Source organism: Maricaulis sp. (assembly GCF_030149515.1).
Classification (GTDB): Bacteria; Pseudomonadota; Alphaproteobacteria; order Caulobacterales; family Maricaulaceae; genus Maricaulis.
The window spans coordinates 87,062-100,164 of record NZ_JASBRI010000007.1 but is presented as its reverse complement, the minus strand read 5'-3'; the positions used below and the strand labels follow the sequence as shown (position 1 = coordinate 100,164).

At 63.9% G+C, this 13,103-nt stretch carries 11 protein-coding genes; 10 read left to right on the top strand and 1 reads right to left on the bottom strand.

The genetic code is table 11. The features are described 5' to 3' along the window. Positions 1 to 11 precede the first annotated feature (11 nt). The 10 genes from fliN to Q1U94_RS03600 all read left to right on the top strand — a co-directional run bounded on the left by fliN (position 12) and on the right by Q1U94_RS03600 (position 12,023). Entirely contained in the window at positions 12 to 374 is a 363-nt protein-coding gene (gene fliN / locus Q1U94_RS03645; RefSeq protein ID WP_300542040.1) for a flagellar motor switch protein FliN, read from the top strand. Positions 375 to 401: 27 nt separating this feature from the next. Then, complete coding sequence (locus tag Q1U94_RS03640; protein ID WP_300542038.1) at positions 402 to 1,772, top strand: sigma-54 dependent transcriptional regulator; 1,371 nt, start codon at positions 402 to 404, stop codon at positions 1,770 to 1,772. A 12-nt stretch (positions 1,773 to 1,784) separates the two neighbouring features. Continuing rightward, positions 1,785 to 3,917 (top strand): flagellar biosynthesis protein FlhA, encoded by a 2,133-nt coding sequence (gene flhA / locus Q1U94_RS03635; RefSeq protein ID WP_300542036.1) that lies wholly within the window; start codon positions 1,785 to 1,787, stop codon positions 3,915 to 3,917. Between the two features lie 35 nt (positions 3,918 to 3,952). After that, a complete protein-coding gene (locus tag Q1U94_RS03630; RefSeq protein ID WP_300542034.1) occupies positions 3,953 to 4,945 on the top strand; it encodes a flagellar biosynthesis-like protein (FlhF) in 993 nt (330 codons plus the stop codon). Then, on the top strand, positions 4,945 to 5,745 hold the full coding sequence (locus tag Q1U94_RS03625) for an AAA family ATPase (RefSeq protein ID WP_300542032.1): 801 nt from the start codon (positions 4,945 to 4,947) through the stop codon (positions 5,743 to 5,745). The genes Q1U94_RS03630 and Q1U94_RS03625 overlap by 1 nt, the downstream gene beginning before the upstream one ends. A gap of 41 nt (positions 5,746 to 5,786) precedes the next feature. Further along, the gene (locus tag Q1U94_RS03620; RefSeq protein ID WP_300542030.1) at positions 5,787 to 6,110 is read left to right on the top strand and encodes a hypothetical protein; all 324 of its coding nucleotides are present in this window, start codon (positions 5,787 to 5,789) and stop codon (positions 6,108 to 6,110) included. A 349-nt stretch (positions 6,111 to 6,459) separates the two neighbouring features. After that, positions 6,460 to 8,838 carry an MMPL family transporter gene (locus tag Q1U94_RS03615; RefSeq protein ID WP_300542029.1) on the top strand — a complete coding sequence of 793 codons (2,379 nt, stop codon included), beginning with the start codon at positions 6,460 to 6,462 and terminating at the stop codon, positions 8,836 to 8,838. Then, the gene (locus Q1U94_RS03610; protein WP_300542028.1) at positions 8,807 to 9,661 is read left to right on the top strand and encodes an outer membrane lipoprotein-sorting protein; all 855 of its coding nucleotides are present in this window, start codon (positions 8,807 to 8,809) and stop codon (positions 9,659 to 9,661) included. Before Q1U94_RS03615 ends, Q1U94_RS03610 begins: the two co-directional genes overlap by 32 nt. Positions 9,662 to 9,792: 131 nt before the next feature. Further along, on the top strand, positions 9,793 to 11,025 hold the full coding sequence (locus Q1U94_RS03605; protein ID WP_300542026.1) for a hypothetical protein: 1,233 nt from the start codon (positions 9,793 to 9,795) through the stop codon (positions 11,023 to 11,025). Positions 11,026 to 11,063: 38 nt separating this feature from the next. After that, on the top strand, positions 11,064 to 12,023 hold the full coding sequence (locus Q1U94_RS03600; protein WP_300542024.1) for a LysR family transcriptional regulator: 960 nt from the start codon (positions 11,064 to 11,066) through the stop codon (positions 12,021 to 12,023). A gap of 67 nt (positions 12,024 to 12,090) precedes the next feature. Here the strand turns inward: Q1U94_RS03600 and Q1U94_RS03595 are convergent, their stop codons facing one another. Next, positions 12,091 to 13,083, bottom strand: coding sequence for a DUF6607 family protein (locus Q1U94_RS03595; RefSeq protein ID WP_300542021.1), 993 nt, complete (start codon positions 13,081 to 13,083; stop codon positions 12,091 to 12,093). Between the last annotated feature and the right edge of the window lie 20 nt (positions 13,084 to 13,103).

Genomic DNA, 13,103 nt, shown 5'->3' with positions numbered 1-13,103 from the left:
AGGAGGCCATTATGGCTGACGAAAACAATTTTGACCTGCCGGATCTGGGCGGCGAAGCCGAACAGCAAGTGCCGGCGACCCAGGCCCCGAAGGCCGAGAGCATGCTGGAAGAAGAAGAAAAGAACGCCGCTGACCTGGCGCCGGTTTTCGATGTTCCGGTCAACATCTCGGCGGTGCTGGGCAAGGCCCATATCGACGTCAATTCGCTATTGAAGCTGAACGCCGGATCAGTGGTCGAACTGGACCGCAAGATCGGCGAGGCGATCGACATCTACGTCAACAACAGGCTGGTGGCCCGCGGCGAGGTTGTCGTCGTGGAAGATCGGCTGGGCGTGACGATGACGGAAATCATCAAGGACGGGGACTCGGCCTAACGGCCGTATGAGGACGGAGCGATCACCATGCGTATTCTGATAGTCGGCAGCCTGGGCGGACAACTTCATACCGCCACCAAGATCGCCCTCGAACGAGGTGCGAAAGTGTCCCAGGTGGACACCATCGAACAAGCCACGTCCCATCTGCGGGCCGGGCGCGGCGCCGACCTGCTGATGGTCGACCTGTCGCTGGACGTGCAGGCACTGATCGCCGCCAACGAGGCCGAGCGCATCAGCGTTCCGGTCGTGGCCTGCGGGGTGAATGTCCGTCCGGAAGCGGCCGCCGCCGCCATCCGCGCCGGAGCCAAGGAGTTCATTCCGATGCCTCCGGATGCGGACCTGATCGCTGCCGTCCTGGAAGCGATTGCCGACGACGAACGCCCGATGATCGCCCGCGACCCGTCCATGCAGGCCGTCATCGAACTCGCCGACCGTATTGCCGCCTCCGATGCCTCCGTCCTGATCACCGGCGAAAGCGGCTCTGGCAAGGAAGTCATGGCGCGCTACGTCCATTCCAAGTCCAAGCGCGCCGCGGCCCCCTTCGTGTCCGTCAACTGTGCCGCGATCCCGGAAAACCTGCTGGAATCTGAACTCTTCGGCCACGAGAAGGGCGCCTTCACAGGCGCCATCGCCCGCCGCGTCGGCAAGTTCGAGGAAGCCGATGGCGGTACGCTGCTGCTGGACGAAATCTCGGAGATGGACGTGCGCCTCCAGGCCAAGCTTCTGCGGGCCATCCAGGAACGCGAGATCGACCGTGTCGGCGGCACCAAGCCGGTCAAGGTGAATATCCGTATCCTGGCTACCTCCAACCGTGACCTGCGCAGGGCCGTAGCCGATGGCACCTTCCGCGAAGACCTGCTCTTCCGCCTGAATGTGGTGAACCTCGCGCTGCCGCCGCTGCGCGAGCGCCCGGCGGATATCGTCGCCCTGTCCGAGCATTTCGTGAAGAAATACTCCGCTGCCAACGCCATCGACGCGCGCCCGATCTCCGAGGCCGCCAAGACCCAGCTGCTGGCGCGCGAATGGACCGGCAATGTGCGCGAACTGGAAAATGCCATGCACCGCGCCGTGCTGCTGGCTTCGGGCCGGGAGATCACGCCGGACGCGATCCGCATGCCCGACGGCTCGGCCTTCACCGGTTCGGGCAACAATGTCGCCCGCCAGGCCGCCGATGCCGCGCAGACGGTTCAGACCGACATGATCGGCCGCACGGTGGCGGAAGTAGAACAGGACCTGATCCTGAACACGCTGGACCATTGCCTGGGCAACAGGACGCATGCCGCAAACATTCTCGGCATCTCCATCCGTACCCTGCGCAACAAGCTGAAACTCTATTCCGACCAGGGCGTGGACATTCCCTCGCCCAACCAAGCCGTTACCGGCGCCTCCGTAGCCTGACTGGACTAGATCGTGGTCGACACCGCAGCTTCCGAAACCGCCGCCTCCAACGCGAGCGGATTTGACTACCGCGCCTTCCTGAACCGGGTGATGCGCGGCGATGTCGCGCTGGCCGTGGGCATTCTCGCCATTCTGGTGATGCTGCTCCTGCCGATGCCGAAAATGTTGCTGGACTTCTCGCTGGCGACATCGGTGTCGATCTCGGTGCTGGTCCTGATGACCGCGCTCTTCATCAAGAAGCCGCTGGAATTCTCGGCTTTTCCGGCCGTCCTGCTGATCACGACCCTGCTCAGACTGGGTCTCAATATCGCATCCACGCGTTTGATCCTTTCCCAGGGGCATGAGGGCACGAACGCCGCCGGCGAGGTCATCGAGGCCTTCGGCGCCTTCGTCATGCAGGGCAATGTCGTCATCGGCATCATCGTGTTCTCGATCCTGGTTATCGTGAACTTTGTCGTCATCACCAAGGGTTCCGGCCGGATCGCGGAAGTCGCCGCACGCTTCACCCTGGACGCCATGCCCGGCAAGCAGATGGCGATCGACGCCGACCTGTCGGCGGGCCTGATCACGGAGGACGAGGCTCGCAAGCGCCGGAAGGAACTGGAAGGCGAAAGCAATTTCTTCGGCGCCATGGACGGTGCCTCGAAATTCGTGCGCGGCGACGCCATGGCCGGCCTGATGATCACTGCGATCAACCTGATCGGCGGCATCATCATCGGCGTAGTGCAGTCGGACATGTCGTTCGGCGACGCCGCCAGCGCCTATTCCACCCTGACCATTGGCGACGGCCTGGTTTCCCAGATCCCCGCCCTGATCATCTCCGTCGCCGCCGGCCTGCTGGTCTCCAAGGCCGGTGTGGACGGCGAAGCCGACAAGGCGGTGTTCGGACAACTGACCGCCAATCCGCAGGGGCTGGGCCTGGTGTCCGGTGTCGCCCTGATGGTCGGCATCCTCCCCGGTATGCCCTTCCTGCCCTTCGCCCTGATGGCAGCGGGATCCGGAGCGCTGGCATGGATGAACCGGGATATCGTCGAACGAAAGGCGCAGGAAGCAGCCGATGCCGAAGCCGCCGCCGAAGCGGAGGCTGCAGAAGGGCAGGCCGGTGGAGAAACTCCGATCGAGGATTCGCTCGCCATCGACGAGCTGAAGATCGAGCTGGGCTATGGTCTCCTGCCCCTAATCAACGATGTCGACGGCCGCAAGCTGACCGACCAGATCAAGGCACTGCGCCGTTCGCTGGCCGAGGAAATGGGCTTCGTCACCCCGGCCGTGCGCATCATCGACAACATGACCTTGGGCAATAGTGAATACGCCATCCGCATCAAGGAACTCGAGGCCGGACGGGGCGAGTTGAGACTGCACAAGCTTCTGGTAATGGATCCGGCCGGCCTGCAGATCGACATGCCGGGCGATCATGTCAAGGAACCGACTTTCGGCTTGCCGGCGACCTGGATTGAGGAAGGCATGCGCGAGGAAGCGTCCTTCCGCGGCTATACGATCGTCGAACCGGCCGCGGTGTTGGTCACCCACCTGACCGAACTCCTGCGCGAGAACATGGCGGACCTGCTGTCCTACGCCGAGGTCGAGAAGCTGATCGACAAGCTCTCCAAGGAACACAAGAAACTGGTCGACGATATTGCGCCTGCCCAGATCAGCCGGGCCGGCATCCAGCGAGTGCTGCAGTCGCTGATCCGGGAACGCGTCTCGATCCGCGATCTGCCGACCATTCTGGAAGGCATCGCCGAGGCATCGGCCACGACCCAGCATCTCGACGCCATTGTCGAACATGTGCGCACCCGCCTCGCGCGCCAGATCTGCCACGCCAACAAGGCGCATGACGGCGTACTGCCGGTGCTCGCGATGGGGCCGCAATGGGAGCAGGCGTTCATGGAGGCGCTCATCGGCGAAGGCGAACGCCGGCAGCTCGCGCTCGCCCCGTCGAAACTGCACGATTTCGTTGCCGCGATTAGAAACTCTTTTGAAACCGCATCAACTCAGGGTCATGTTCCGGTACTGCTGACGAGCCCGATGATTCGTCCGTATGTCCGTTCGCTGGTGGAACGTTTCCGCCCGCAAACAGTGGTGATGTCGCAGAACGAGATTCACCCCAGCGCCCGACTGAAGACCATGGGCCATGTCGGCTGAACGGCTGCATGATTGCCCCCTTGGTGACCTGAGCCATGCATCTTAGAACCTTCGCAGCCCAATCCCTGACCCAGGCCATGGCCGATGTGCGCCGTGAGATGGGGCCGGAAGCAGTGATCATCGCCACCTCCGACGGTCCGAACGGGGGCGTGCAGGTGCGGGCCGCTGTGGAGGCCGCCTATGTCCGCGAACCGGCCGAACCGGTTCGCCAACGCGCCGAACGTCTCAATGAGGAGGCCGAGGTCGAACGCGGACTGCGCGAGGATAGCGATCTCGACCGGGTGATCCGGGCGCTGGGCTTTCATCGCACACCGGGCGGGGCAGCCCAGGCCCTGATACGGGCCGCGCACGATCTCGCCGATGGCCACGCCGTGGCCCGCCTCGCCCATGCCATCGAGTGCCGCTATACATTCCAGCCGCTGCCCGCAGTCCCGGAACACGCCGTGCTGTTTGCCGGAACGCCGGGGGTCGGCAAGACCTCGGCCCTCGCCAAGACCGCCGCCCGCGCCATCACCGCGGGAGCAACACCGACCCTGATTTCCTGCGACGGTGAGCGCGCGGGAGCGGACGACCGCCTGGCAGCCCTCGCCAAACGCATGGGCGCCGGTTTCAAGACGGTCGACGATCCGCGTGAAATGATGGATGCCGTCGCCGAGCTGGAAGGTCCGGCCCTGATCGACGCCCCTGCGGTAAACCCGTTCGAGCTCGACGATCTGGACATGACGCTCGCCTTCGCCGACTCGGCCCGGGCCGAGATCGTCTATGTATTCGATGCCGGACTGACACCGGAAGACGCCGAGGACGCCGCCTCGCTGTTTGCTTCCATCGGCGCCAGCCGGGCCGTTCCGGTCAAGCTGGACTGTGCCCGCCGTCTCGGTGCCATTCTCGGCGTCGGCGAAACCGGCCTGGCCTTCGCCCAGATTTCCTCCACCCCCTTCATCGGCGGCGGACTCGCTCCGGCAACGCCCTTGCGGCTTGCCCGCGTGCTGATCGAAGATCGTGAAACCCCGTTCGACGAGGCGGACTGATGAAACTCGCTTCCGCACCGCAAGACCGTTCCGCCGGCCGGATCCTGGCCGTAGCCTCGGGCAAGGGCGGGGTCGGCAAGACCGCAGCTGCCATCGGCATGGCCCACGCCTTCTCCTCCATGGGCGAACGCGTCCTGCTGATGGATGGCGATCTGGGCATGGCCAATATCGACGTCCAGCTGGGCCTGCAGCCCGCCTCGGACATCTCCACCGTGCTGAACGGACGGATCGGTCTGGCTGACGCCGTCTGCCCGGCCCTGGGCGGCGCGGCCGAAAAAGGCGGGTTCGACGTCATTTCGGGCCGGTCCGGTTCCGGCGCGCTGGCCAATCTCCACGGCCCCGGCCTCACCAAACTCGCCACCGGAGTGGCAGCCCTGGCATTGTCCTACGACCGCGCCATCCTGGATCTCGCCGCCGGCGCTGACCGGGCCACCGTCCGGCTGGCACTGACCGCCGATGATGTGGTGATCGTTCTCAACGACGAGCCCACCTCGCTGACCGACGCCTACGCTTTCGTGAAGACGCTGCGCCTGCACGACGACGGCGCTTCGCCTCTCGTGGTGATCAACAATGCGCCGGACATGCGCACGGCCCGCGACGCTTTCAGTGCCTTCCGCAAGACGTGCGAGGCCTTCCTGTCCTTCACGCCCACGCTGGCCGGCATCATCCGCCGCGATCACAACGTGCCGGCGGCGATCCGGAACCAGACCTGTGTTTCGGTCCGCGCCCCTGCCTGCGATGCGGCCAAGGATCTCCAAGCCCTCGCCGGGTCACTCGCGCGCGGCAAAGAAGCAGCGTAAACTCCCCTCGGGACGTTTGTGTGAAGGGGAGCGTTTGGGGCATGTACGATACTATGGGCGACCGGCTCGCATCCGGTTTCACACCCTTTGACTGGTGGCTGATCATTGTGCTTTCGCTGGTCGCCGCCCTGATCATGCGCAAATGGCCCCAATGGCCGGCCGCCGCGGCCATCGCCTTTTTCGTCGACGCCGCCGCTCCCTTCTTCTACCGCTGGGCCACCGGTATTCCGCCGGACTTCGCCTTCGACTTCGCCATCTCCCGCCTCGACGAACGCGGCGGTATCGTCGTGCTCCTGCGGCTGTCGATCTATATGATCGCCATTGGCGCCATCTATTGGGCCAAACGACGCTATGGACGTGGCTGAACACGGTTTCTGACCGCCAACTGCCCCGTAATCATGCCGGACAGGTGCGCCCGCCTTTCCGGTCGGTCTCCGCATGCGCCTCGCATTATTCATATCGCCAATGAACGATATTCCCCTCATCGATTGGCGATGCCGGCCGGCATTCCCCAATTGTGCCGCGATCCGTCATCTGCGTCGGCACAAGGAGGGACCCGACATGATCAAGGCGAGCGAAGGCTAGCCGCCTGCGGTCCGGACAGGACCGCTCCTCAAATCGACTGAATTCCGGCGCGTCCATCTCCGGCGCGCGCACATCTCCACGCCGGGCGTCCGTCCGGCGTTGGCACAGTATTGCCTGAAAGGACCCGAAATGGGCGCAATCAGAAACCGCACGGACGCGTTCGCCACCGCGCTCGCCGACGTCATGATCCGCTGGCGGTGGGGGGTGATCCTTCTCACCCTTCTCGCCACGTTCGGTTTTGCCACGGGCATGCCGAACCTGTCGTTCGACACCAATTACCGGGCCTTCTTTTCCAGCGAGAACCCCGACCTGACGGCCTTTGAGAATTTCCAGGCGACCTATACCAAGAACGACAATTTCCTGATCGTCGTGCGGCCCGCCAACGGCAATGTCTTCACGCAGGAAACCCTTGCCGCCGTGGAAGAGATCACCGAAGCCGGCTGGCAGGTCCCCTACGCGATCCGGGTCGATTCCATCACCAACTTCCAGCACACTTGGGCGGAAGGCGACAATCTGATTGTCGAGGATCTGATCCGCGACCCGCGCAGCATGAGCGCATCGCAGATTTCCCGGCGTAGCGCCGTCGCCCTCAACGAACCGCTGCTTCGCAATCAGCTTGTCACGCCCGAGGGCGACGCAACCGCCGTCAATATCGTCCTGCAATACCCCGAAGAAAGTGCCATGGAAGTGCCCGAAGCGGTCGCCGTGGTCCGGGCACTACGCGATCGGATCGAGGCCGATTATCCCGACGTCGATGTCGTGCTGTCCGGCATTTCCATGATGAACAACGCTTTCATGGAATCCGGCATGGGCGACATGGCGACCCTGATCCCGCTGATGTATGGCGTGCTCCTGGTAATCATGATGATCGCCATCCGCTCGATCAGCGGAACTCTGGCGACCTTGTTCCTGATCCTGTTCTCGTCGATCGTCGCGATGGGATCGGCAGGTTTCATGGCGATCGGCCTGACCCCGGTCTCCGCCTCCGCGCCGACCATCGTCCTGACCCTGGCCATTGCCGACTCGATCCACATCCTGATGTCGATGCGCCAACGCATGCGCGACGGCCTGCCCAAGCGAGAAGCGATCGTCGATGCGGTGCGGATCAACTTCCTCGCCGTCTCCATCACCTCGGTGACCACGATTATCGGATTCATGGCGCTGAACCTGTCGGACTCGCCGCCCTTCGGCCATCTCGGCACGATGACGGCGATCGGTATTGCCGCCGCGTGGCTGTTGTCGATCACCTTCCTGCCGGCCATCGTCTCGCTGCTGCCGATGAAGGCGGCGCCGCGTACTGGTAACGGCAAGGACGCCACTGCCCGCATGGGCCAGCTGGCCGATTTCGTCACCCGCCGCAGCCGTACGGTGCTGATCCTGTCGGCCGCCGGTTCGGCGGCACTGATCGCGCTGATCCCGACAATCGAGCTCAACGATCAGTGGGTGAATTATTTCGACGAAAGCCTGGAAGTGCGCCGGGACAATGACATCGCGCTGGAGCATTTCGGTCTCTATCCGGTCGAATTCTCCGTGCCGGCCAACGGCGCCGGTGGCGTGTCCGATCCGGAATACCTGCGGAATCTGGACGCGTTCGCGCAATGGGCACGCCAGCAGGAGAACGTCACCCACGTCTACGCCATCACCGACATCATGCGGCGGCTCAACCGCAACATGCATGAGGACAACCCGGCCTATTACCGCATCCCTGACGATCGCAGCCTGGCCGCTCAGTATCTACTACTCTACGAGCTCTCCCTGCCCTACGGGCTGGATCTCAACGACCGCATCAATATCGACAAGTCCGCCACCCGCCTCACCGTGACGCTGGACAATGTCACCACCGAGGAAACCAAGGCCTTCCTCGACGACGCGGAAGCCTGGCTGGTCGCGAACACGCCGGACTACATGCACACCTCGGCGACGGGGGCGCAGGTGATGTTCGCCTTTATCGCCGAACGCAATGTCAACTCCATGATATCCGGCAATATCCTGGCGGTGATCGCAATCGGCCTGGTTATGATCCTGGCGCTGCGCTCTTTCCGCCTGGGCTTGCTCAGCCTGGTGCCCAACACATTGCCGATCCTCACCACATTCGGCACCTGGGCGCTTCTGGTCGGCACGGTCGGTTTCTCGGTTGCGGCCGTGGGTGCGGTGTCGCTCGGCATCGTCGTCGACGATACGGTCCACTTCCTGACCAAGTACCGGCGCGCCCGCGTGGAACGGGGCGCTTCGACTGCCGAAGCCATCCGCTACGCCTTCGAGACTGTGGGCATGGCGGTGGCGATCAACACGATCATCCTTGCAGCCGGCTTCGCCGTGCTGGCCATGTCGACCTTCAAACTCAATGCGGACATGGGACTTCTGACCGCCCTGGCGATCGTCTTCGCCCTGGTGCTCGACTTCCTGCTCCTGCCGGCCCTGCTGGTGGAACTGTCCAAGCTCACCTCCCCGAAAACCCAATCCGGAGAACGCTCCAATGAAGACCGCGACTATCAACCCGTGGCGTAAGCCCCTTCTCGCCCTGGCGGCGATTGCCGCCCTGGCGGCGCCCGCCCTGTCCCAGGACATGGCACTACCCGACTGGGTCGACAACGACAGCGAGCGGCGCGGCTATGAAATTGCCATGCGCTCGGACAATTCCGACAATGGCTTCGCCGACAGCCGCGTGGAGGCCACAATGGTCCTGCGCAACGCCGCCGGCCAGGAAACATCGCGCGAGCTGAGCTTCCAGACGCTGGAGCGGGCGGACAATACGGTCGGCGACAAGTCGATCGTGGTGTTCAATACGCCGGCGGACGTGGAAGGCACGGCCCTGCTCTCCCATGCCCGCATCCTGGAACCGGACGATCAATGGCTCTACCTGCCGGCCCTGGCGCGCGTCCGCCGGATTTCCTCGGCCAACAAGTCCGGCCCCTTCGTGGGGTCCGAATTTGCCTTCGAGGATTTCACCGCCGTGGAGCTCAACAAGTATGAGCACAACTATCTCGACACGGCCCAGATCTCGGTGGGTGGCGAGACCCTGACCGTGGATGTCGTCGAGCGCTTTCCGCGCTACGGGAATTCCGGCTATTCGCGCCAGGTCTCCTATATCGACCAGGAGGTCTACCAAATCCGCCGCATCGAGTTCTTCGACCGCCGCGGCGATCTCCTCAAAACGCTCGATCTGGCCGACTACCGCGAATACGGGGACGGCATCTGGCGCTCGCACGCGCTGACGATGACCAATCACCAAACCGGCAAGTCCACCGAGCTGAACTACGGCGAATTCGAATTCGGTGTTGGCCTGAGCGACAACGATTTCGTGCGCGGCGTTCTGGAGCGCCAGTACTAGGCCGTCACAAGCCCCCCAGCGGTCCCCGCCGGCGCATTGCGCCGGCACCCCAGCGGGATCGCGCCTGGCCGCCGCGGCTGCACGTCTCCCTGTCGGTGCAACCGCGGCGGATTTCCCGATGCGAGACCAACATGAATTCCACACTACGCTTGCTCAGATCCCTGGCCATGCCTCTCCTCATCCTGGCCGCTGTCCTGTTCGGCGCCACGGCGGCCCATGCCCGGGGGGAGTGGGATACTGGCGGCTCAGCCGGCACAGAAGCGCGGGTATTCGCTGAGGCCCCGGCCTGGCCCGGCCAGGAGGACGGCGCCCAGTTTTCCATCATCCTCGAGGGCGACTTCCGCTGGCGCAGCGAGGACCGGCGGCACCACGTCGTGCTGGTACCCTGGGCGCGGATCGACAGTCTTGACGGCGAACGCACCCACGCCGACCTGCGAGAAGGTTTCTACCGCTATATCGGCGATGGCTTCACCGTCGAGACGGGGGTTATCAAGGTGTTCTGGGGCGTCGCTGAATCGCGCCACCTCGTCGATATCGTCAACCAGACCGATCTGGTCGAAGACAGCGACGGCGAGGACAAGCTGGGCCAGCCCGCCTTGCGCGTGACGCACCAGACCGGCTGGGGCCGGCTGGAAGGTTACATCCTGCCCGGCTTTCGCGAACGCACCTTCCCGGGCCTGGATGGCCGGCTGCGCGGTCCGCTTCCCGTCGATACCGATGCCCCCGTCTACGAACACGCTGACGAGGAACGTCATGTCGACATTGCCGCGCGCTGGAGCCATTTCCTCGGTGACTGGGATGTCGGCCTTGCCGCCTTCCACGGCACCAGCCGGGCGCCCGCCTTCCGCCGCACACCGGACGGGCAGGCCCTGCAGCCCTACTACGCCATCATCTCCCAGCTCTCAGCCGATGTGCAGCTGACCCGCGGCGCCTGGCTGTGGAAGGGGGAAGCGCTGGTTCGCGAAGGCCAGGGCCACACGTTCGGCGCCTTCACCGGCGGGCTGGAATACACGTTCTACGGTATCACCCGTTCCGGCGCGGATTTCGGCGTTCTGATCGAGTATCATCATGACGGCCGCGACAGCGACCCGGCCATCGCCCCGCCAACCACATTCAACAATGACGTCTTCCTGGGCGGACGTTTCGCCATGAACGATTTCAACGACACATCCTTACTCGGCGGCGCCATCGTCGATACGGAAAACGGCTCAATCGCAGGCCTGATAGAAGCGGAACGCCGGTTCGGTTCCCATATCTTCCTTGAAGTCGAGGGGCGGTTCACGCTCGATGTCGACCCTCAGGACGGGCTTTTTGCCGTCAGGCGGGACGATGCGCTGACCCTTCGGCTGACCCGTCACTTCTAGTGGCGGACAATGTTGAGCGGCGCACAAGGATGGCCATCATGACGCTGAAACACGTCGACCTGAACCTGCTGGTGACCTTCGAGGCGCTCTGGCACGAACGCAATGTGACCCGCGCCGCGCGGCGGCTCAACGTGTCCCAGCCGACCGTCTCGAACGCGCTCTCCCGGTTGAGATCCGCCTTCGGCGACCAGCTCTTCATGCGTTCCCCGCGCGGGATCGAACCGACCGAGCGCTGCAGCGAGATCATCAAGGATGTGCGCGAAGCCCTGCGCCATATCGAACAGGCGCTGGATTCCGGCCCCGCCTTCGATTCGCGCCTGTGCCGGCGCGAGTTCCGGATCGCATGCGCCGACTATTTCGACCTTTTCGTCCTGCCCGAACTGATGGCGCACATGGCCGAGGAAGCGCCCCTGATCGACCTGCGCCTGCGCGGGGCCGATCTGGACGAGGGGCTGGACATGCTCGACGCCGGCGAGATCGATTTTCTGCTGCACAAGGATGCCCCCGTGGCCAAACGTTTCGGGGTCAGTCAGGTGTTCGACGAGCAACATGTCTTCGTGGCGCGTATCGGCCACCCGACAGTAAAGGGCCTGCCCGATATCGAACGCTTCGCCGCCCTGAGCCATATCAACTTTTCACAGCGCGGAGACTCCGAATCCTTGGTCGACGAGGTCCTCGGCCGCCACGGTTACCGCCGCCGGGTCGCCGTAACGACCCAGCATATGAATACGGTTGCCCACCTGGTGAAGACGACGAATCTGGTCGCCAGCGTGCCGAGCCGGCTGGGTGCCAAAATGGCGGCAGAAGGCGGCATTGCCGTCTATGCGATGCCCTTCGAAATCCCCTGCGTGCCGATCACGCTGTACTGGAACCGGCGTTTCGAGCTCGACGGTGCGATGCGCTGGATGCGCGACGCCATCGTCCATCACTGCCGCGCACTCGACCCCGTTCCCGTACCGATACGGGCAGGCGTCGCCCCGGCCGTCGCAGCGAAATAGGCTGCACCCGAGATAACGAGCGGAGCCTTGTCCCCGCCCGCGCATTCACCCGGCCTTCCAGGCGCTTCTACTCGATCACCGTGATCTGGCTATCCAGATAGGTCTCAGCTTCGGCGAAAGCCTCCTCAACGGTGGCCATGCCGAACAGAACCCGCTGGCCGGCTTCCAGGACCGGACCGTAGAGTAGCGTGCCTTCGGCGTCGTCCTCGATGTGGAAACGCCCGGTATTGGCCTCCAGCCAGTCGAAACGTTCGCGCACCAGCGCCCAGTATTCATGGGTCGCTTCCCAATAGTCATGTGCGGCCTGGTCATTGGAGAGGTCGCTATTGCGATAGGTATTGATACCGATCTCGCGCACGAGCTCACGCACGGAACCGTCTTCCTCCACAACGATCTTGGAATTGTCCTGCTCGTGGGTCCAACCCCAGGGCGTAATGGTGTGGCGGTTCACCGCGGCGATCGCATCATAGTCGTCGCGGGTCGTGTCGTCGCGGCGTGGCAGCGGACGCCAGGAGACCGGCGGTTCCCAGGTGGAAATGCCCTCGGCATCGTGCTCCCATTGCGCCACGGCGGCGTAACGCGGACTGTCGTCGACCTGATAGACAGTCTGGGACCAGGCGCCGGCCGCATCGGCGGCAGGAACTTCCTCGACCGTCCAGTCGTCATGGCCCTGGAAGGCCAGAACAGCATCCGGCTCGTAGCGCCAGTCCTGGCGCCAGTGCTTGACGATGAAGGGATTGTCCGCCTCGCCGACAATCAGCAGATGCTGCAGCATGATGAAATCGCCAGTGTCTTCGACAACGATCACGACTTCACGGGCGGGTGTGAACTTGGGCTCCGCGAGTTCGTAACCCTCGGCAATCGGCACAGTCTCGCGGAAGTCGAACGTCACCGCGTACTCACCCTGCATGGCGAGAATGGCCTGGCGGTCCTGTTCGAACAATGCCTGCGAGCGTTCCTGAACCGATGCGGCAGGCGCTTCGGCCACAGGCGCTGTTTGACTGGTCGTGGCGCAGCCGGCCAGGGCCAGCGCTGCAGCGGCGAAATAGGCGATTTTCATGGGACCCTCATCCTCCGGGC